Annotated in this window: 25 protein-coding genes and 1 pseudogene; 13 read left to right on the top strand and 13 right to left on the bottom strand. The window is 50.5% G+C overall.

All coding sequences use genetic code 11. From position 1 onward, the window contains the following. Positions 1-16: 16 nt before the first annotated feature. Genes B2952_RS08290 through B2952_RS08280 form a run of 3 tightly spaced genes read right to left on the bottom strand, consistent with a single transcriptional unit; the run spans position 17 to position 3,256 of the window. Positions 17-1,459, bottom strand: a complete 1,443-nt coding sequence (locus B2952_RS08290; RefSeq protein ID WP_290734461.1) for a glycosyltransferase — start codon at positions 1,457-1,459, stop codon at positions 17-19. After that, a complete protein-coding gene (gene hisA / locus B2952_RS08285) occupies positions 1,428-2,210 on the bottom strand; it encodes a phosphoribosylformimino-5-aminoimidazole carboxamide ribotide isomerase (protein WP_290734463.1) in 783 nt (260 codons plus the stop codon). The genes B2952_RS08290 and hisA overlap by 32 nt, the downstream gene beginning before the upstream one ends. Next, positions 2,210-3,256 (bottom strand): hypothetical protein, encoded by a 1,047-nt coding sequence (locus tag B2952_RS08280; RefSeq protein ID WP_290781581.1) that lies wholly within the window; start codon positions 3,254-3,256, stop codon positions 2,210-2,212. Before B2952_RS08280 ends, hisA begins: the two co-directional genes overlap by 1 nt. Positions 3,257-3,319: 63 nt before the next feature. On the opposite strand from B2952_RS08280, the gene B2952_RS08275 reads away from it, so the two are divergent. Further along, on the top strand, positions 3,320-3,799 hold the full coding sequence (locus B2952_RS08275; RefSeq protein ID WP_290727016.1) for a GNAT family N-acetyltransferase: 480 nt from the start codon (positions 3,320-3,322) through the stop codon (positions 3,797-3,799). A 1-nt stretch (position 3,800) separates the two neighbouring features. On the opposite strand, the gene B2952_RS08270 is transcribed toward B2952_RS08275, so the two are convergent. Genes B2952_RS08270 through B2952_RS08260 form a run of 3 tightly spaced genes read right to left on the bottom strand, consistent with a single transcriptional unit; the run spans position 3,801 to position 5,973 of the window. Then, positions 3,801-4,901, bottom strand: coding sequence for an MBL fold metallo-hydrolase (locus tag B2952_RS08270; protein ID WP_290781579.1), 1,101 nt, complete (start codon positions 4,899-4,901; stop codon positions 3,801-3,803). Between the two features lies 1 nt (position 4,902). Then, a complete protein-coding gene (locus tag B2952_RS08265; protein ID WP_290728798.1) occupies positions 4,903-5,484 on the bottom strand; it encodes a flavodoxin family protein in 582 nt (193 codons plus the stop codon). A 42-nt stretch (positions 5,485-5,526) separates the two neighbouring features. Beyond that, on the bottom strand, positions 5,527-5,973 hold the full coding sequence (locus B2952_RS08260; RefSeq protein WP_290734465.1) for a MerR family transcriptional regulator: 447 nt from the start codon (positions 5,971-5,973) through the stop codon (positions 5,527-5,529). A gap of 147 nt (positions 5,974-6,120) precedes the next feature. Between B2952_RS08260 and B2952_RS08255 the strand changes: the two genes are divergently transcribed. The 10 genes from B2952_RS08255 (at position 6,121) to B2952_RS08210 (ending at position 12,856) form a co-directional block, all read left to right on the top strand. Beyond that, positions 6,121-6,525: a hypothetical protein gene (locus tag B2952_RS08255; RefSeq protein ID WP_290728794.1), complete on the top strand. Its 405-nt coding sequence runs from the start codon at positions 6,121-6,123 to the stop codon at positions 6,523-6,525. A gap of 64 nt (positions 6,526-6,589) precedes the next feature. Further along, positions 6,590-7,594, top strand: coding sequence for a DUF362 domain-containing protein (locus tag B2952_RS08250; protein ID WP_290728792.1), 1,005 nt, complete (start codon positions 6,590-6,592; stop codon positions 7,592-7,594). 81 nt (positions 7,595-7,675) lie between these two features. After that, on the top strand, positions 7,676-7,876 hold the full coding sequence (locus tag B2952_RS08245; protein WP_290734467.1) for a Sec-independent protein translocase subunit TatA/TatB: 201 nt from the start codon (positions 7,676-7,678) through the stop codon (positions 7,874-7,876). Between the two features lie 117 nt (positions 7,877-7,993). Next, entirely contained in the window at positions 7,994-8,935 is a 942-nt protein-coding gene (tatC, locus tag B2952_RS08240) for a twin-arginine translocase subunit TatC (RefSeq protein WP_290734469.1), read from the top strand. Between the two features lie 54 nt (positions 8,936-8,989). Next, the gene (gene larB, locus B2952_RS08235) at positions 8,990-9,718 is read left to right on the top strand and encodes a nickel pincer cofactor biosynthesis protein LarB (RefSeq protein WP_290734471.1); all 729 of its coding nucleotides are present in this window, start codon (positions 8,990-8,992) and stop codon (positions 9,716-9,718) included. Continuing rightward, on the top strand, positions 9,715-9,957 hold the full coding sequence (larC, locus tag B2952_RS08230; RefSeq protein ID WP_290734473.1) for a nickel insertion protein: 243 nt from the start codon (positions 9,715-9,717) through the stop codon (positions 9,955-9,957). The genes larB and larC overlap by 4 nt, the downstream gene beginning before the upstream one ends. Continuing rightward, complete coding sequence (locus B2952_RS08225) at positions 9,930-11,006, top strand: LarC family nickel insertion protein (protein ID WP_290734475.1); 1,077 nt, start codon at positions 9,930-9,932, stop codon at positions 11,004-11,006. Before larC ends, B2952_RS08225 begins: the two co-directional genes overlap by 28 nt. Positions 11,007-11,046: 40 nt before the next feature. Next, positions 11,047-11,862 (top strand): ATP-dependent sacrificial sulfur transferase LarE, encoded by an 816-nt coding sequence (gene larE, locus B2952_RS08220; RefSeq protein ID WP_290734477.1) that lies wholly within the window; start codon positions 11,047-11,049, stop codon positions 11,860-11,862. Between the two features lie 296 nt (positions 11,863-12,158). Beyond that, a complete protein-coding gene (locus B2952_RS08215) occupies positions 12,159-12,446 on the top strand; it encodes a type II toxin-antitoxin system RelB/DinJ family antitoxin (protein WP_073116314.1) in 288 nt (95 codons plus the stop codon). Continuing rightward, positions 12,443-12,856 (top strand): putative toxin-antitoxin system toxin component, PIN family, encoded by a 414-nt coding sequence (locus B2952_RS08210; protein WP_072810370.1) that lies wholly within the window; start codon positions 12,443-12,445, stop codon positions 12,854-12,856. The genes B2952_RS08215 and B2952_RS08210 overlap by 4 nt, the downstream gene beginning before the upstream one ends. A 261-nt stretch (positions 12,857-13,117) precedes the next feature. On the opposite strand, the gene B2952_RS08205 is transcribed toward B2952_RS08210, so the two are convergent. The 4 genes from B2952_RS08205 to B2952_RS08195 form a co-directional block, all read right to left on the bottom strand. Further along, positions 13,118-13,351 carry a hypothetical protein gene (locus B2952_RS08205; protein ID WP_073054800.1) on the bottom strand — a complete coding sequence of 78 codons (234 nt, stop codon included), beginning with the start codon at positions 13,349-13,351 and terminating at the stop codon, positions 13,118-13,120. Beyond that, entirely contained in the window at positions 13,341-13,799 is a 459-nt protein-coding gene (locus tag B2952_RS08200) for a type II toxin-antitoxin system VapC family toxin (protein WP_073054798.1), read from the bottom strand. The genes B2952_RS08205 and B2952_RS08200 overlap by 11 nt, the downstream gene beginning before the upstream one ends. Before the next feature lie 353 nt (positions 13,800-14,152). Continuing rightward, positions 14,153-14,251, bottom strand: coding sequence for an LEPR-XLL domain-containing protein (locus B2952_RS14215; RefSeq protein ID WP_367280930.1), 99 nt, complete (start codon positions 14,249-14,251; stop codon positions 14,153-14,155). A gap of 21 nt (positions 14,252-14,272) precedes the next feature. Then, positions 14,273-15,010, bottom strand: a complete 738-nt coding sequence (locus B2952_RS08195) for an FISUMP domain-containing protein (protein WP_290781577.1) — start codon at positions 15,008-15,010, stop codon at positions 14,273-14,275. 142 nt (positions 15,011-15,152) lie between these two features. Here B2952_RS08195 and B2952_RS08190 point away from each other — a divergent pair, with 142 nt between their 5' ends. Then, positions 15,153-15,671 carry a hypothetical protein gene (locus B2952_RS08190; protein WP_290728775.1) on the top strand — a complete coding sequence of 173 codons (519 nt, stop codon included), beginning with the start codon at positions 15,153-15,155 and terminating at the stop codon, positions 15,669-15,671. On the opposite strand, the gene B2952_RS08185 is transcribed toward B2952_RS08190, so the two are convergent. The 3 genes from B2952_RS08185 to B2952_RS08180 all read right to left on the bottom strand — a co-directional run bounded on the left by B2952_RS08185 (position 15,643) and on the right by B2952_RS08180 (position 17,779). Further along, complete coding sequence (locus B2952_RS08185; protein ID WP_290728773.1) at positions 15,643-16,860, bottom strand: FISUMP domain-containing protein; 1,218 nt, start codon at positions 16,858-16,860, stop codon at positions 15,643-15,645. The genes B2952_RS08190 and B2952_RS08185 overlap by 29 nt on opposite strands. A gap of 67 nt (positions 16,861-16,927) precedes the next feature. Continuing rightward, positions 16,928-17,020: an LEPR-XLL domain-containing protein gene (locus B2952_RS14210; protein WP_366140415.1), complete on the bottom strand. Its 93-nt coding sequence runs from the start codon at positions 17,018-17,020 to the stop codon at positions 16,928-16,930. Between the two features lie 30 nt (positions 17,021-17,050). Continuing rightward, complete coding sequence (locus tag B2952_RS08180; RefSeq protein ID WP_290728772.1) at positions 17,051-17,779, bottom strand: FISUMP domain-containing protein; 729 nt, start codon at positions 17,777-17,779, stop codon at positions 17,051-17,053. A 22-nt stretch (positions 17,780-17,801) separates the two neighbouring features. Between B2952_RS08180 and B2952_RS08175 the strand changes: the two are divergent. After that, positions 17,802-18,159, top strand: a pseudogene (locus B2952_RS08175) (hypothetical protein); the annotation flags it as partial.

Below are 18,159 nucleotides of genomic sequence, written 5' to 3'. Positions count from 1 at the left end.
GCGATACTTTTGCTTTTTATAGCCCGTAGGCTTCTTTCTTCAGTTTCCTGAAATACTCGAACTGAGCCCTGGTGGAACTCTGCATCGTGTATTTGCGCGTGCGTTCGTATGCGGTCTCGCGCATTTTCCGGTATGCTTCCGGTTCTTCGAGATAGAGACGTCGGCTTTCTTCCAGCGCATCGAGCCAGGCGTTTTCTTCGATGGGGAGAATGTGCCCGGCATCGTTGTCCATCACGATATCGTGGGGACCGCCATAGTCGCTTACGAGGGCGGGTGTCCCCGTCGCCATGGCTTCGACCACGACGTTTCCGAAAGTATCGGTTACGCTCGGGAATAGGAAAAAGTCTGAATCTGCGTAGAGGCTTGCGAGAGTGTCGCCGCCCTGTTCTCCGGCAAAGTGCACGCTGCTGTCGCCTTCGAAGAACTTCTTGATTTCTTCGAGATACCAGCCGTAACCAACATACATGAGTTCCACATCATTGTGCTTGGCAGCGAATTTTTTCCACACGTTGTTCAGGAATTCCAGGTTCTTTTCTTTCGAGATGCGGCCGATGAACGAGAATCGCACCTTGTGCTCGGCTTGTGCCGATGCTGCGGTGCCGTTGAACTGTTCCCACACGCCTTTGCCGCGCAGGTCGGGCGAAAATTTTTCGAGCGGGAGTCCACGGGGTAGAATCTGGACCTGGTTCTTGGGAACTTTCAGTTGCGAGGTGAGAATGTCTGCGTAGTCCTTGCAGGGGCTTACGACGGGTTTGGTCATGCCATAGAAGGTTTTCATGAGCCAAAGCACGAAATAGTACATCCACTTTGCCTTTACAAGCGTGCGCGTGTAGGTGGGCACGTCGGTGCGGTAGTGGCTGAATACCTTGATGCCCGCAACCTTTGCACAGAAGCATACGAGCCAGGCACCGGGACTCGGCGTCTCAAGTTCGATGAGGTCGACGGGGTAGCGTTTGAGCAGTCGTAGAACGGGGCCTATGCGCGGAATGGCGAGTTCGCTGTTCGCGTACCCGAGCTGTTCCATGCTGAACAGGCGCGGAAGCAAAATGCAGTAGCTGTTTTCGACGACACCGCAGGGGCGCGTGTTGAACGCGCTTCCCGCAAGGAAAGCCTTCATGTTGTGGGCGCGCATGTAGGGAATCACGTTTCTCAGGTTGTTTGCGATTCCGTTTGTCTCGTCCAGGTTGTCAGAGTAGAAAAGGATGCGCACGTCGTCGGCGGGACGCTTTTTGCGTTCCTGCTTTAAATAGAAGCGTAGCTTAAGGAGCTTGGGAACGTTTACGAGGAGCGCCAAGAATACTACGGGCGGAATCAAGCCGGTGCGGAGGTTTCCTGGGGGCTGGTGTCTGAAACTGAACATCTTCCTGAAGGTGCTCGTGACAGTGCGCCCGAAGATATGGGGGCGCGAATCCAGCGCGTCGGTCGCCTTAAGCTTTGTTGAACCTGACGCAGTCTTCATATTTTACTCCTTTGCCACCGAAAAGGTCAAGGGCCGATCCGATGGTGAGGTCAATCTTTCCGTTAGAAATTTTTTTGCAATGTTCAAGGTCGGCAAGTGACTTGGCTCCCCCCGCGTAGGTGCAGGGAATAGGGCTGTTTTCTGCTAGGAAAACGATAAGTTCATCGTCCATGCCTTGCTGCTTTCCTTCCACGTCGGCGGCATGAATTAGGAATTCGTCGCAATAGTGCGAAAGGTCGTTTAGCGTCTCTGCCGTAATCTCGATATCGATGAGCGTTTGCCAACGGTTAATGGCTATCTTCCAACGGGGCCTTGCATTGCTATACGTGTCGGCTGTGCGCTTGCAGCTCAGGTCAAGGACGAGATGCTTGCGGCCTACGGTTGCCGATAGCAGTTCGAGCCTTTCGCGGTCGAGCTTGCCTTCTGGAAAAATCCAGCTTGTCACAATAACATGCGATGCGCCCGCATCGATATATTCGCGAGCGTTTTCGGCGTTGATTCCGCCTCCGACCTGCAGTCCTCCGGGGTATGCCGCGAGGGCTGCTTTCGCCGCTTTGTCGTTTCCCTTTCCGAGCATGATTACATGCCCGCCCTTGATTCCATCTTTTTTGTAGAGCTCGGCGAACCAGGCTGGGGAACGATCGGTCTCGAAATTCGTCTTGAGTCCTTCTCCGCTGTCAGAGAGGGAACTTCCGACAATCTGCTTTACGCGGCCGTCGTGCAGGTCTATGCAGGGGCGGAACTTGGTCATTAGTCCTTCACTCCTGTGACCGTCCAGTCAATTTTTTTGCCGTTGCTTCCATCGCTACGGCCGCGGTAGAACAGGACTTCGCCACCGGCTGCCATCTTCATCGCCTTTTTCGCGATCCAACCGTCTACCTTGTCCAAGAGGCTTGCTTTTTGGTAAGTCTTGTTCACGGGGAAACTGAGCATGGGGGAGGCTTCTTTCCATTCAATGGCGAGCGGATTCTTGGGGAACTTCTTCCCGTTGTAGGTTTCTTCGCCTTCCTTGATGCTTGCCGGGATTACGACCTTGGAACCGTTTCCGTCGTTGTAGAGCGCATAGCCGAAGGACTTCCCGTCCTTGGTGAGCGAGATGCGTCCTGCGAACATCGGGTTCCTCGCATTCGTGCTGAAATTCAGCGAGCGAATGGTGAGATCCGTTGCCTGTACCGTTTGCCAGGTCTGGTCCATGTAGGCGTATCCCTTAACGGCGATGGTGTCTTCGTTGTAGCCGATGCGGCCCGAGACACGGCCATAGGGAATATGGATGTATTGGGCGAACTTGTCGTTGCCGACTTTCCAGATGCCGTCTCCGTTGACCTTGCCCTGTTCGGCGCTTTCAAATGTCAAATCCAGGAAAAATTTTCCCTCCTTGTCGGCGGTAAAATACACGCGGTGGCCCTTGCCGGGCTTGCCTTCCATCGCATATTCACCTTTGATATCGATGGATGTTTTTTCCTTGAGAACTTTCAGGCGCTCCGGAGGATACTGGCGTCCGACGGCGTGGGTCTTGCTCTTGAAATTCCAGAAGGTCAGGTCGCAGCCAACTTTTTTGCCGGACGCCGGAACATATAGCGTGGAGTAGTTTACAAAAGCACGGGTGCCGTTGTCAAATACAAACTGGTAGCTCCATGTTTCGTTGAATTCCTTTGCGCTATTTTGGTGTGGCAAGAAGTCATTTGCTGTAAGGTTACGCGTTGCTCCTGACGGTGCAGAAACATCGACTGCATAGACGGTTGCCACAGCAAAAGCCAGGAGTACAGAAAAAATAATGTTTGTCATTTTGTTCATCATATAAAAAAATAGAAAAAAGGGTTATGAAAAAAATTGTGTCCCATGAATAACTATATTTATTTTATGGTTATCAGGCAGTACAACGAAGCGGACCTTACGGCAATGATCCGCATCTGGAACGAGGTGGTCGAAGACGGCATCGCCTTCCCGCAAGAGGACTTGCTCACACCCGAAAGCGGCAAGCAGTTCTTTACCGCACAGACCTACTGCGCCGTTGCGGTTGAGGACGACAAGATTTTCGGGCTATACATTCTTCACCCGAACAATGTGGGCCGTTGCGGGCACATTTCAAATGCGAGCTACGCAGTCGCTTCGGAATCCAGGGGCAAGCATATCGGCGAAAAGCTGGTGAAGGACTGTCTTGAACAAGCTAAAAAGCATGGCTTCGGAGTCTTGCAGTTTAATGCCGTCGTCGAAAGCAACACGCACGCGCGACACCTGTACGAACGCCTCGGATTTGTCCAGCTCGGAACCATTCCGAAAGGTTTTCGAATGAAGGACGGGCATTACGAAAACATCTGCCCGTACTATCACGAGTTGTAATTTATTCCAGGTACACGACCTCGCCCATTTGCGGCATGAGCACGGGCTTGCCCGATTCCTGGGCGGCGCGTTTCGCATTTTCCAGCGGTTCCGTGTACGAATGCTTACTCAGGCAGAACTTGGAGTGGTGAACCGTCATGTAGCGGTTCGCGCCTAGTTCCACCATTTCCTTGCCCAGGTATTCCGGCATGGTGTGGATAAGCGACCAATCCTTGTCGTACTGCCCATTTTCAAGAATCGCCAAATCGATGTCGGTAAATTTCTTTCCGATTTTCTCGAAGTGCGGGCCATAACCCGAATCGCCGCCAATCCAAATTGTGCGCTTAGGAGACTTGAACGCGAACGACGCCCACAGAGTCTTATTCTGGTGAAGATCGCGGCCCGAAAAATGCCTTGCCGGAGTCGCCGTCACGTTAAAGCCTTCGCCCAGGTCAACAGATTCCCACCAGTCGAGTTCCGTAAGTTTTTCAACGGGATACTTCCAGTATTCAAAATGCTCGCCCACGCCGAGGCCAGTCACCACGCGCTTTACGCGGGGTTCCAGTTCCGTCACCACCCGGTAATCCAAGTGGTCCCAGTGGTCGTGCGAAATCACCAGGTAGTCAATATCCGGCATGTCGACGGGCTTGTAGACGTCCGTTCCCTTGAACATCTTGTTCACGAAACTCACCGGCGAACCCTGGTAAAAAACCGGGTCCACCAGCACTTTCTTTCCGGATAAATTAAGCAGGTACGAGGAATGTCCGAACCACACAATCCAATCGCGGTCCTGCGGTAGCGACTTCAGGTCCGTCTTGATGACGTTCAATGCGGTGTCGGGAACGGTCTGACTCTTGTCTCCGAACAGGAAATCCTTCCAAACGGCAAATACGCTCCTGTCGCCCGTCATGGTGACGGTTTCTACCTCGTTCATGAACTGCTTTCCGTCGTAATTCGGCGACTGCTTGATACGTTCAAGGCGCTTGCCCTGCGGGATGCGCCCGAAACTTGCCTGCGATAAGAACAACACGCCCACATCTCCCAAAATAAAAAGTACAGATAAGATAATCGCCGTAATCATGAGTTTCTTGTTCTTTGCAAAACGCAAGCGCATCGTTCCCATTCTAGCGGATAAAGTTCGTGAAGATTTTCTTTTCGGCAATAGGCTGCACGACACCCGCCTTCTTGCCCGCTTCGATGCTCTTCAGGATCCACGCCATGTTGCGGCCCAGTTCCTTCATAATCTGCACGCCCTCATCGTCCTTCAGCACATCTTCCGGGCTGGAACCGTGAACCATGTTCCAATAGCGAGATGTCACCAGGGGCTGTTGCGCAAAGGTGGGGTACTTGTTCAGGGCGTCGAGCGTTGCGGTAGTGCCGGCACGGCGGGCAGAAGCAACCGTTGCGGCGGGCTTAAAGAGCAGTTCCGCTTCGGCAATGCCGTAAAGCCTGTCCAAGAACATCAGCATCTCGCCACTCGGGGATGCATAATAGACCGGGGAGCCGTAAACGACGGCGTCGGCAGTTTTAAGGATTTCCTTGGCTTCGTGAACCACGGCATCGGTTTCGCCCTTCAGCACGCGACCACCCACAAAGAAGATTTCCGTCTCGATGCCAGCGGCCTTGAGTTCGCCAGCCACCAGGTTCAGAGCCGTGTAGGTGCAACCCTTTTCGCGACGGCTACCATTGAATAAAACGACCTTCATGATAAATTCCTTTGTTATGAAAAATGTTTCTTTATTAAAATTCTACTTGTCAAAATCGTCCGGGGATTCGAACAACTTTTTCTTCAGCTGCATGAACCGCTTTTCGTTGGTGGCGATTTCCAGGTTCCCCACCCGAATGGCTTCCCGGTACAGCAGTTCCTTGTAGCGAATCTTGTTCATGACCACCGTAAGGCGGGCCATTTCCTTTTCAAGAATCTTGCGGCGGTTTTCAAAAAGGGACAGCCTTTGGGAAAGCGTAGAATCGCCCTCGTTGAACCACTCGATGTACTGGCGGATTTCCTTGATTTGCAGTCCCGAATCCTTGAGGCATTCAATCATGGTAAGCCAGCGAAGGTCTTCGTCGCTGTAGGCCCGCACGCCCGAGGCGTTCTTCTTGACAAAGGGAAGCAGGCCCTCTTTTTCGTAATAGCGCAGGGTATAGGCCGAAAGTCCTGTTTTCTTGACGACATCACCTATGGAGTAACTCATATTTACAAAATATAAATATTTTCGCCCAAATGATAGAGTTAGAGCCAACTCTAAATTAAATTTTTCAACTTTTTTCACAAAAACTCAACACCTAGAGTAAACTCTAAGTATTATATTTCTTATAGAACTTATTCAAAAGGAGATTTTATGGCCTGTTTTGTCGTGCCCATGGCCGAAGCGGTCGTCACCACCATCGCAACCCTCGTGTTGCAGCAGACCGACAAGTCTAAAAGTGAATCCAGAAACCTTGAAGCCGCGGTTTCTGGCGGTCCGCAACCCTTCTATAAAAGCCTGCGCCTGCTTGCCCGTATGCTCTGGCTCGTGACTGGCGTCCTAATTATCGACCATGTCATGAACGGAGAACTCATGTGGAGTTATCCCTTCTTTACCGCTGCCACAAGCCCCGAAGGTGTTTCCGAGATGGTGCGGGAAATGTCAACGGTAGGCGTTGCCATGTCGGCATTTATCACGTCCGTATGGGCGGTGATGATTATCGCACGCAAGTACAAGGCCCAAACCCTCGCCAAGGCCGAGGTCCACACTAACCACTAAATAAGCAACTGCCTGGATTCTATCGAACCTTCGGTTCTCCAGAATGACAGGCTCAAGGTAAACTATGGACAGAAGAGACTTTTTAAAAACCGCAGGCGCAGCAGCACTCGCTTCCGCCGTATTCACACCCGCTTTCGCGAAAGGGAAATCCATGGAACAGAAGGAACCCGGAAAGGACGTTTCCAACGTCTATTTCACCAAGGACCTGAGTGCCGCCGGCCTCATCAAGTTGTACAAGAAAATCAACGAGGGCATTACCGGACGCGTGGCCATCAAGCTCCACACCGGCGAAAAGAACGGCCCCAATATCCTGCCTCGCGAATGGGTCAAGGAATTCCAGGCACAGGTTCCCAACTCCAAGATTGTGGAGACCAACACCTGGTACGAAGGCGACCGGTACACTACCGAACAGCACCGCGAAACCCTCAAGGTGAACGGCTGGACCTTCTGCGACGTGGATATCATGGACGAAGATGGCGAAGTGATGCTTCCCGTAAAGGACGGCCTCATTTTCAAGGAAATGTCCATGGGTGCACACATCAAGAATTACGACTCCATGATCGTGCTGACACACTTCAAGGGCCACGCCATGGGCGGTTTTGGCGGTTCCATGAAGAACATCGCCATCGGTTGCGCGGGCGGACGCCTGGGCAAGAAGATGATTCACGAATACGTGAAGGGCGGCCCCACCAAGATGGAACCGGGCGGCACGGCAGGCTGGAAAACCAGCGGAGCCCTGTTCATGGAAACCATGGCCGATTCCGCAAAGGCAACCTGTGACTTTTTCAAGGGTCACATCTGCTTTATCAACGTGCTGCGCCGCATGTCCGTAGACTGCGACTGCGCGGGGCTTTCTGCAGCGGAACCCAAGTGCCGCGACATCGGCATTCTCGCTTCCACAGACATCGTGGCGGTGGACCAGGCAAGCGTCGACATGGTTTACAAGCTCCCGCCCAAGGAACTGCACGACCTCAAGGAACGCATCGAGACCCGCGAGGGCCTGCACCAGCTGCCCGCCATGGAAAAACTGAAGATGGGTAACCGCAAATACAGGATTATCGAACTGTAGCCTAGTTCGCGACGGCACCGTAGATAAATTCTCGTCACCGTCGCGGATTATGTTATATTTCTAAGAAAAGGCAGGTAAAATATGTCCCTTGGAATTCCAGAAATAATCCTGATTGTGGTCGTGGTGCTCCTTTTGTTTGGGGCAAAGCGCATTCCTGAACTTGCACGTTCTTTGGGCAAGGCCCAGAACGAGTACAAGAAGGCGAAAGACGCCCTAAAGGAAGAAGCCGAAGACCTGCAGAAGACGGTGGAAAAAGCCGCCGAGGCAGAAGATAAGAAATAGTAAGCAGTGGTTGAGCCAATGTCATCCTGGAGACACGAAGTGTCGATAGGATCCATGGACTCTATCGCTTCGCTCCAGAGTGACATACTTTGGTTTACAAGTCAACCACTAATCACTATGACTACCAAGCAGGATCAAGAGGATACGCTGATTTCGCATTTGGAAGCGCTCCGACGGGCGCTTTTGCGTTCTATTATCGCCCTTGCCATCGGCATAGTGCCCCTGTTCCTTGTTTCGCCCTACGTTCTGGACTGGTTCTGTAAGCAAATCGCCCTGCAAGGCGGCGTCACGCTCCACTACTTTTCCCCGATGGAAGTGTTCCTGCTGCAGCTCAAGATTTCTGCTCTCCTGGACTGCGTGCTGTTTTCGCCCTACATCGCCTGGAACATGTGGCAGTTCGTGCTCCCCGCCCTATACGACAACGAGAAACGATTCATCCGCTCCATCGTGGCCATGACCAGCGGGCTGTTTATCGCAGGCGTCGCCTTCTGCCTTGTCGTCTGCTTCCCGCTGATTGTGCAGTTCGGCATGAGCTTTGCAAGTACCACCCTGCAACCCGTATTCGGCGTCTCTAACCTGGTAACACTCGCACTCTGGCTTTCGCTCGCGTTCGGATGCATGTTCCAGTTCCCGCTGGTGACCTACGCCCTTATCCGCGCGGGCATCGTGAATTACGAGACCGTCTGCAGCAAGCGCCCCTATGTGGTGGTGGCAATCCTTGTGCTAGCGGCCCTCCTCACGCCCCCCGATGTTGTTAGCCAATTGTTGCTCGGAGTCCCGACGTACCTGCTCTTCGAAGCGGGTCTCCTAGCAGCCAGGCGTTACAAGGGGCGCGCCTTGAAAGAAGTCCACCCTGAAAACGCCCCGAACATCGCACCGCGAGATTCAACCGCAACCGCGACGGAATCTGTGCCTGCGCAGACCGCTGCGACGAACGAATCCGCAAAAGACCTCGCCGAAACCGACTCCCCCGCGGCCGACGACATCGATTTTGCAGCCCCCACTTCCAAGTTCCAGGTCGGCGCAGAAAAAGACGCCGACAACTGGAAACCTTATTGATTTTTAGAAAAATTTATTTTCCTTAGAGCCAACTCTAAGTGATATATTAGAAGTATGAAAAAGTTTGTCTCAAAAGATTCCTTTGAAGACCTCGGTTTTGCCAAGCTGGACGTGAGTCGCGAATCGCGCACAGGCACCAGCGAGGCCGTTTATTGCGCGGGCAAGACGTCGGAACAGCTCCTGAAAATTCTTAGAAAGTTCCGGGACAAAGGCTGCCGCGTATTAGGGACCAAATGCAGCAAGGAACAGGCGGAATTCATCGCAAATGCAGGTGAGAAAATCTGCTACGACGAACTTTCCCGGACGATTTCGCTAGCAGATGAAACGCCTGCCAGGCAGAATCGCGGGCGTTCCGGCGGCAAGGCTGCGCAAACGGTTGCAAAACTCGGGCCCGTGGCCGTATGTTGCGCAGGAACTGCGGACCTGCCTATCGCCGAAGAAGCCGCCAAGACGCTGGAATTTAACGGCGTAAAAGTCTTGCGCCAGTACGACGTCGGGATTGCGGGGCTACACCGTCTGCTTTCGAAGGTAGAGGACATCCGCAAGGCTTCGGTAGTTATCGCCGTTGCCGGAATGGAAGGCGCGCTCCCCGGCGTGATTGCCGGACTCGTGAAAGCGCCCGTGATTGCCGTGCCTACATCGGTCGGGTACGGGGCATCTTTCGGCGGGATTAGCGCGCTGCTCACCATGCTCAACACCTGCGCCGAGGGCGTGACGGTGGTAAATATCGATAACGGTTTCGGGGCGGCCATCGCCGCATTTAGAATGTTGAAGGTAAAATGATGAAATATCTCTATCTTGATGGATCTTGCGGTATCAGCGGCGATATGACGGTTGCCGCACTTCTTGGACTTGGGGCATCACGCGAAAAACTGGATGCGGCGATTGCGGGGCTCGGCCTAGAAGGCGTCCACGTCCATGTGGAGAATTCAAAGAGTTACAGCATTGCGGGCTTTCTTTTGCAGTGCATGTCCATGACCACGACGCAGACCACGTGCATTCTCACGAAGAAGGGTATGTAGAGCATCATCATCACCATGAACACGGGCACCATCATCACGAGCATCGGCACTTGTCCGAGGTTTACGAGATTCTGGACCGCGCAGCAAATGCAGGGACAGTCACGCCCCGCGCCCTTGAAACCGCAAAGAAGATTTTCCGCATCATCGCCGAAGCCGAAGCGAAGGCGCACGGCGTGCCCGTAGAAGAAGTTCATTTCCATGAAGTGGGTGCCGTCGATTCCATCGTCGATATCTTGGCGGTCGCCGTCCTTGCCGATGACCTTGGCATAGAGAACTTCATCGTTACAGGGCTCAACGAAGGCTCTGGCTTTGTAGAAACGCAACATGGAATGCTCCCGATTCCCGTCCCGGCGGTAGCGCACATTGCAGAAGCTGCGGGCATCGCGCTTCACATCACCGAAACGAAGGGCGAAATGGTCACCCCAACGGGAGCAGGCATCGTGGCGGCCCTTCGGACAAGCGAAAGCCTCCCCGCAAGCTACAAAATTTTAAAATCGGGCGTGGGTCTCGGCAAGCGTGATTTCGGGCGAGCGAACTTCTTGCGGGCACAAATCATCGAGGACTCCGCAGGCGACAAATGCGGCGACGCAACATCCGGTACCACGGGGTCCGCGGCTCTTGACTGCAACGTTTTCCAGATTGAAGCGAATATTGACGATTCCACTCCTGAAGAACTGGGCTACGCCATGGATAAAATTTTCGAGGCGGGGGCCCGCGACGTCCATTTTATCCCCTGCTACATGAAGAAAAACCGCATGGGCACTCTCCTGTGCGCCCTCGCCGACAGCGAGCACTTGGCCGCCGTAGAGAAAGCCATTTTCTTGCATACATCGACCGTCGGCGTACGCCGTTTCCCCGTAGAACGCACCTGCATGGCCCGCAGCACCTTCGAAGTCGAAACGGAATTTGGCAAGGTTCGCGTCAAGAAATCCGTTTTGGGCGGCATCGAAAAAATCAAACCCGAATTTGACGACCTGAAAGCATGCGCCGACAAGGCGGGCGTTCCCATCCGCGAAATCCAGAAAGCGATCGAGAAGAAACTGCACTAAAAGTGAATTGCCAAGCCGCAATTTTTGTATTTTACTTTACATGGAAAGCTTGAGCCAAAAGTTTGAAAAACTGAAAAACCTCTTGCGCGAAATGGACCGCGTCGCCATCGCATTTTCTGCCGGCGTAGATTCCACGTTCCTTGCGAAAGTCGCCCACGACGCACTGGGCAGCAACATGGTCGCCTACACCGTCCAGGCGGGAATGGTCCCCGAGCGCGAAATCGCATTTTCCCGAGAGTTCTGCAAGTTGCACGGAATCCCGCAGCAGCTGATAGAAGTTGACGAAATGCAGGTAGAAGGCTTTGCCGAAAACTCCAGGGAACGTTGCTACTTCTGCAAGCGCAACCTGTTTTCGAAAATTACAGAATGCGCAAAAGCCGCAGGATTTTCAACCGTCTGCGAAGGCAGCAATGCCGACGACATTCACGATTACCGCCCGGGAATGCGCGCCCTCCAGGAACTAGGCATCAGGAGCCCTCTCCTGGAATGCGGGCTCACAAAAGCAGACATCCGCGAACTTTCGCGCCAACTGGATTTACCCACGTGGGACAAGCCTTCCTTCGCCTGCCTCGCAAGCCGCATCCCTTACGGAGAACCCATTTCCCGGGAAAAGCTTTCCATGATATCAAATGCGGAGCAACTGCTTTTTGAACTGGGCTTCAAGCAGTTCCGCGTGCGCCTGCACGGCAACCTCGCACGCATCGAGGTGTTGCCCGAAGATTTCAACAAGGTTCTAGAAAAGCGCGACCAGATTCTCGCAGCCTTCAAGAAAATCGGATTTACCTACATTTCGCTTGACCTTCAGGGCTTCCGCAGCGGCAGCCTGAACGAAACTTTAGCCACAAAGCAAGTTTAGCCCACTATTGGGCGTTCCCCGGCCTGGGGCCGGGGCGGGTGCTGCTCGCCTCTCGTCACCCCGGACCTGATCCGGGGTCGGCTCATCGAGCCGCTTACGCGTCTCGCCACCGCGTGGCGGTGCGACGCCCCCTAACGCGATTTCAGTGTGTAGTGTGGGGGTCCTGAAATGGGCTAATTTCTCCGTATTTTTTGAGAAAATTAACCTATAAAGCCTTAAAAATTATATATTAATATTAAAGTCATCTGCATTCACACAGAATACATTTGTATATTTTGTAAATACGGAGGTATGCCATGCAGAGCACATTGCTACAAGTCAGGGTGGACGAAAAGACCCGTTCCGCAGCAGGGAGTATTTTCGAAAGACTCGGTATAGACCTGCCGACAGCCGTCCGAATGTTCCTTGCCCGCACCATTCTCGAAAACGGCATTCCTTTCAGCATGAAACTCCGCCCGACCGCACCCGACGATGTCCTTGAAGCCATGAAGCAGGCTTCACAGTCCGCCGCCGATGCAGGAGTCGCCGACATGTCCCTTGAAGAAATCAACGCCGAAATCGCACAGGCGCGGGCAGGCAAATGAAGTGCTACGCCGTCATTGACACCAACGTGCTAGTTTCTGCGCTTTTGCGGTGGGATTCCGTTCCTGGGCAGGTCGTTCAACAGACCTACGCCCACGAGATTATTCCCGTTTTCAACGATTCCATTTTACAGGAATACGAAGAAGTCCTGTCGCGCAAGAAGTTTCATTTTCCAACAGAAACCGTGGATTTCTTGATTTCTCGCCTGAAATCCATCGGCGTGAACCTTGCTGCCGTTGAAACTCTCGTTGGCGATTTTCCCGATCCGAAAGACGTGGTGTTTTTCGAGGTCGCCATGGAGAAGAACAAGACCGATGAAACCTTTCTGGTCACGGGCAACCAGAAGCATTTTCCGCAACACCCGAAAGTCGTCACCCCTGCGGAAATGCTGAGAATTCTGGACAACCTGTAGTCTGCCTAATGTAAAAACAGGGCGTTCCCCGGCCTGGGGCCGGGTCGGGTGCTGCTCGCCTCTCGTCACCCCGGACCTGATCCGGAGTCGGCTCATCGAGCCGCTTGCGCGTCTCGCCACCGCACGGCGGTGCGACGCCCCCTAACGCAGAAGCGGGTGTGAAATGTGTAGTGTGGGGTGTGGAATGATTGTTTATCGGCGGGTTAATCGGAATCCTTGAGGTAACGAACAGAACGAAACCAGCATTAATAAAGAAATCTCTTACAAGACTACTTTCGGATTTCCCGAAAATTTCATCACGCCACGGGAAGACTGGACAAACTTGTCCAAATCATCAAATGTCTTGACGTTGTCCACCAAAGAAGAACGCCACTTTGTATAATCAAAGCGCTCTCGCAACAGGGTTGCTATAAAGAGTTCGGTCTCCATTGCACCCATGTTTTCACTTAGGCAACGCATTCCTTTTTCAATGACATCGACAGAACTAGGGCTCATGGTTTTCCTCCACTTCAAGAATGAAAGTCATGGGATTAAGGATTTTGATTTTATCGGTTTGATATTTAAGTAAGCGCTTGTCGGTCGTCAAAAAATAATCACATTCTGCTATAATTGAACTTGCCACATGACACGCATCCATCAACTTAACGCCAGTCGCCGTAATTTCCTTTGCGAGAGACTTTACTTGTCCATCAACATTTTCACTCACATACGTATGCGTGTAAGTATCTATAAAATCCTGGATATCGTTCCTTTTCGACTCAAATCGGTTGGCCGCATTTTCGGCAACGAGAATATACGACGTGACCAAATCGAACACCCCATTACGAATCTGCTGTTGGATTTCCAATTTAGCCTGAGCCTCTAAACTGACCTTTAGTTGAGACTGGTCGTCGTAAGGACGATTATAGCAACAGTTGTCCAAATATATCTTCAAGCGTTCCATCGAAATCCTCTTCTAAAATATACCTTTCTTTGCACAAAAAAGCAAACACCCCATTTCATATATTCGGGAATATAAGGACAATAACCTAAATCTGTTTTCTTATGGGCGTTCCCCGGCCTGGGGCCGGGTCGGGTGCTGCTCGCCGAGCACCCTCGGCTCATCGAGCCTTGCGATGCGTCATCCTGAGCGAAGCCCGTCAGGGCGAAGTCGATATACGAAACTTGGCAACTTGTTGCCTTAGTTGAGTTAGGTTCGTAGGAGCAGGATCTATCGCAAGTCTCGCCACCGCGTGGCGGTGCGACGCCCCCTAACGCGATTCCAGTGTGGAATGTGTAGTGTGGGGTGTGGAATGACTATTTGACGGCAGCCATGAGTAGGCGCGGTTCAAGGGGTTCAATATTGAAATTATTTTGAGAGTTCTTCTTGGAAGATTTCTTAGACTTGTTTTTCATCTTGGATGTCTTTGTTGAAATTTATTTTAATTTGACACAACGGACGGAAAGGGCGTTAAGTTTGGACTCCACAGAAAGCGCAGACCCGTCTGAATCACGCGAAATATTTTGACTACTAACCACGGTCCCATCATACAACTCTTTGGGATAGAACATAAAGAAGCTATCATCTATATATTCATATCTTTCTTGGTAGAAATACCTGCCCGACCCGGTAAGAGAAAGTCCGCTTTCATTGTTTCCTGTAAAATTATATTCAGAACGCAAGCCATAGACCCCGTATTCCGTACTGCTTCGGGCAACTTCAAAATCATGCCGCGTCATCAAACGCCAGCCTTTTGGGCAAATTCCCTGGTGGTTTGGCCGTATAAGGTCGGCACAACTCTTAGTATTACAGCTGTCATTGAAACCCATCATCTCTGCCCACTGGTAAAGGCCGCCGTAACGGTCGCACTTGGTGGTGTCGTCGTTGTAGCAGTAGCGTTCGATTTTCGTGTCGTCGGTCATGTTTTCGCCAGCCTTCAAGGTGACATCGGCGATATTCAAGTTCTGTGCCATAACGTCTATGGTATCCTTGACACCATCTTCATCTTTGCCCATGATTGTCAGGTAATAATAGACACGGCCATTGCGCGAGTCAGTAAATGTCTTGTAGCGCTCTTCCTCAAACTTTTTCAAAGGCAGAGTTTGGTCGAACGGTTCATAGGGCCCAGAACTGGAACTTTCCGTAGGCACATAAAGCACATATCGTCCATCCACACACAAATATATTTTTCCCGTATTTCCATCTGAAAGTATGCCTTCACAGGGCAACCCAACATAGTCGGTTATTTCACTCGAAGATGAACTCACCGACGAACTAGATACATCCTTCTTGCTGCTAGAAGAATCTCCTGACTTTATGGAACTGGAGCTCTTGGAATCAGAAGAGACTTTTGGTTCTTTTGTGGAACTGCTAGACTTATTCTCACTACTCGATGACTTGTCTTTGGTTTCGTTACTAGACCCATTCGACTCCGCTGACGCTCCGCTCAGGGTGACACTCGAATCAGGCGACTCTACCGATGAACTGGAAACACTTGTTTCATCGGAACTAGCCGACGAAGAATCGTCGCAGGCGGAAAGGGCGAAGATTGCCGCGAGCACCGCCACCCACAAGAAACCAAGACCCTTGACACACTTCATACCATTATCTCCTGTAAAAATTTTCACCACCCACAAACCAAGCAATGTGAAATATGGAATGTGGAATTTATACCGCAAAGTCCATCATCATGCGGGGTTCAAGTTGTTCAATTCGGTAAAGATTAACATCCTTTTTAACTTTATTTTTCATACAAACCCTTTTTGCAGTCTTTTTATTTTCATTGAACATATTGAACCCCTTTTTTTTATTCCTTATCCATTACACAGCGGATAGGAAAGGCCGTTTTTTTGGGATAGTAAGCAACTTTAGTCAAAGTAGCCGTTTTTATGTATTTTTCATCAGTATAAATACGAAATCCTTTAGCCTTATCCGTTCCTAACATATCAACACCATAACCTGCATGAACACTATACCAGAACTCAGTTTGTTCACCTCTATATTTGAATGTTTTTTCGTCAATATACCCAGTTGCTAAAAGAGAAATTCCGGCCTGATTGGTTGCATCTTTTTCATACCACCAAGAAGCTTTAGATAATGCTCGCCACAACACAGTTTGTCCAATGGCAGCATTCCATTCATCATAAGTTAGAATATGCCACCCATCAGGACAAATTCCCTGTTTGTGTATGATGCTTTTCCATCCATCGTTATTAACATCCGGATCCGGATCGTACCAAACAGTATCAGGACACGCAGGACTCGTCCCTACGGGTATGGTATCGCAGGCTCTCGGGAAACCAAAGGTTTCGCTCCACGTGTAGAGTCCACCAAAATAATGGTCGCAATACCATTCGTCATCATCGTAACAGTGCTTCTGCACCTCTGCATCGGAATTCTCACCCAATTTCACAAATGTGCCGTAGTTCAGGTTCTGGGCGAACATCGTCCGAGTATCACCATACCCGTCAACAAAAGTTATCGTCTTATACACATTCCCGTCGCGTTTATCCTTAAATTCACCGTATTCCACATCGGGGTTGAACACGCTGTCGAGATTCGGCCTGGGAATCCACGTTTCAGAAGTGTCTACAACCACTACAAGGGAGTCCCTTACCCACATACCATTTTCGCAATGGTAATATGCCATGGCAACATCAGCAATAAGATTTGATTTTGTGTCACCATCTTGGCAATTACCGTTTAATACATCTGCGGATGAGTTCGATGTATTTTTTTCAGACGACGAACTATTTGTAGCATTTCCTTTTTTGGAAGATGAACTATTCAATTTTGCATCATTCGAAGCATCCTTACTCTGACTATCAGAGGATTCTACTTTCTTAGAACTACTCGATCTATCCCCATCATCACAATCCTTACAAATTGAAGACGAGGAATCAACGGTCGCACTTTCATCCGGTCCATTGCTAGAGGCAGACGACGAATCATCGCAGGCGGAAAGGGCGAAGAATGCCGCGAGCACCGCCACCCACAAGAAACCAAGACCCTTGACACACTTCATACCGTTATCTCCTGTAAAAATTTTCACCACCCACAAACCAAGCAATGTGAAATATGGAATGTGGAATCTATACCGCAAAATCCATCATCAAACGAGGTTCGAGTTGTTCGATTTTGAAATTATTACAGGTGGATTTTGTTTTATTGTTTTTCTTGGACATTGAAAGCTCCTAAAAAAATTGTAAACGAGTCTAATCTTTTTGTTCAACCTTTACACAACGAGCAGAAAAGCCCTGTGTTTTATATTGTTGAGATCTTCCGACGCCCGTAGAAGTTCGACTTTGAGAACCCGCCCAAGCACCTTCATTTTTGTATTCATCTGATTCTTCTGGATAAAACCAATACGTATGTTCATTCAAACTTTTGAATTTTTTATTCCAATTCTCTCCAGCTCCAATCAAGGTGTATCCACTATAATTCAAGCCGCCAAAGAATGTTGCCCGAACATCAGAAACACCATTCTTGTTTTTATCAGCATGTGCAACAATATAAAAGTCGTCGTATGTTAAAAGTCTCCAACCCTTCGGGCAAATTCCCTGATGGTTTTCGTGAATCAAATCTGCACAACTTTCTGTATTACAACGGCTCGGCAATTGCATCATTTCCGCCCATTGGTAAAGTCCACCATAAGTCAAGCAAATCGCAGTATCATTGTTATAGCAGTATTTTTCAATTTTAGATTCGTTAGACTGATTCAACGTTCCATCAATCATTTCGCCAACATTCAAGTTTTCAGCCATAACGGTAACAGAAGCGCGTTCACCTTTTTGATTTTCCCCTGTAATAGTCAAATACTTGTAAACACGATGGTCTCTATCATCTTCAAACTCACTATATGAGAGACTTGGATTAAAGTACTCCCCTTTTACAATACTGCTTGACGATTGAGTAACATTTGAACTAGAACTTGATTGTTTCACGGAAGAACTACTACTTTGGTTCTTGCTTGAAGACGAGCTCACCGATGAACTAGAGTTGTCCTTGTTGCTGCTGGATGAGTCATCGGACTTCACAGAACTGGAACTCTTGGAGTCGGATGAATTCTTTGTTTCTTTCGCGGAACTGCTCGATACATCGGCAGGCTCTGAACCCTTGACACTACTGGAAGACTTGTTTTTTTCTGTAGATTCATTGCCAGACGACTTCTTGTCAACAGACGATGACGACTCTTCCGAATCAGACGACTCTACCGATGAACAGGAAACACTTGTTTCATCGGAACTAGCCGACGACGAGTCATCGCAGGCGGAAAGGGCGAAGAATGCCGCCAACAAGAAGATGGTTATGAGCCGGCCCTTCG

Origin of the sequence: Fibrobacter sp. UBA7003, from assembly GCA_002449765.1 — a bacterium.
Classification (GTDB): domain Bacteria; phylum Fibrobacterota; class Fibrobacteria; order Fibrobacterales; family Fibrobacteraceae; genus Fibrobacter.
This window is presented reverse-complemented; position numbering and strand designations above follow the sequence as displayed.

Bases quoted from the DNA above. Each gene is read 5' to 3' on its own strand.
- B2952_RS08290 (WP_290734461.1), bottom strand. From the start codon at position 1,459: ATGAAGACTGCGTCAGGTTCAACAAAGCTTAAGGCGACCGACGCGCTG.
- hisA (WP_290734463.1), bottom strand. From the start codon at position 2,210: ATGACCAAGTTCCGCCCCTGCATAGACCTGCACGACGGCCGCGTAAAG.
- B2952_RS08280 (WP_290781581.1), bottom strand. From the start codon at position 3,256: ATGATGAACAAAATGACAAACATTATTTTTTCTGTACTCCTGGCTTTT.
- B2952_RS08275 (WP_290727016.1), top strand. From the start codon at position 3,320: ATGGTTATCAGGCAGTACAACGAAGCGGACCTTACGGCAATGATCCGC.
- B2952_RS08270 (WP_290781579.1), bottom strand. From the start codon at position 4,901: ATGGGAACGATGCGCTTGCGTTTTGCAAAGAACAAGAAACTCATGATT.
- B2952_RS08265 (WP_290728798.1), bottom strand. From the start codon at position 5,484: ATGAAGGTCGTTTTATTCAATGGTAGCCGTCGCGAAAAGGGTTGCACC.
- B2952_RS08260 (WP_290734465.1), bottom strand. From the start codon at position 5,973: ATGAGTTACTCCATAGGTGATGTCGTCAAGAAAACAGGACTTTCGGCC.
- B2952_RS08255 (WP_290728794.1), top strand. From the start codon at position 6,121: ATGGCCTGTTTTGTCGTGCCCATGGCCGAAGCGGTCGTCACCACCATC.
- B2952_RS08250 (WP_290728792.1), top strand. From the start codon at position 6,590: ATGGACAGAAGAGACTTTTTAAAAACCGCAGGCGCAGCAGCACTCGCT.
- B2952_RS08245 (WP_290734467.1), top strand. From the start codon at position 7,676: ATGTCCCTTGGAATTCCAGAAATAATCCTGATTGTGGTCGTGGTGCTC.
- tatC (WP_290734469.1), top strand. From the start codon at position 7,994: ATGACTACCAAGCAGGATCAAGAGGATACGCTGATTTCGCATTTGGAA.
- larB (WP_290734471.1), top strand. From the start codon at position 8,990: ATGAAAAAGTTTGTCTCAAAAGATTCCTTTGAAGACCTCGGTTTTGCC.
- larC (WP_290734473.1), top strand. From the start codon at position 9,715: ATGATGAAATATCTCTATCTTGATGGATCTTGCGGTATCAGCGGCGAT.
- larE (WP_290734477.1), top strand. From the start codon at position 11,047: ATGGAAAGCTTGAGCCAAAAGTTTGAAAAACTGAAAAACCTCTTGCGC.
- B2952_RS08215 (WP_073116314.1), top strand. From the start codon at position 12,159: ATGCAGAGCACATTGCTACAAGTCAGGGTGGACGAAAAGACCCGTTCC.
- B2952_RS08210 (WP_072810370.1), top strand. From the start codon at position 12,443: ATGAAGTGCTACGCCGTCATTGACACCAACGTGCTAGTTTCTGCGCTT.
- B2952_RS08205 (WP_073054800.1), bottom strand. From the start codon at position 13,351: ATGAGCCCTAGTTCTGTCGATGTCATTGAAAAAGGAATGCGTTGCCTA.
- B2952_RS08200 (WP_073054798.1), bottom strand. From the start codon at position 13,799: ATGGAACGCTTGAAGATATATTTGGACAACTGTTGCTATAATCGTCCT.
- B2952_RS14215 (WP_367280930.1), bottom strand. From the start codon at position 14,251: ATGAAAAACAAGTCTAAGAAATCTTCCAAGAAGAACTCTCAAAATAAT.
- B2952_RS08190 (WP_290728775.1), top strand. From the start codon at position 15,153: ATGGAACTGGAGCTCTTGGAATCAGAAGAGACTTTTGGTTCTTTTGTG.
- B2952_RS08185 (WP_290728773.1), bottom strand. From the start codon at position 16,860: ATGAAGTGTGTCAAGGGTCTTGGTTTCTTGTGGGTGGCGGTGCTCGCG.
- B2952_RS14210 (WP_366140415.1), bottom strand. From the start codon at position 17,020: ATGTCCAAGAAAAACAATAAAACAAAATCCACCTGTAATAATTTCAAA.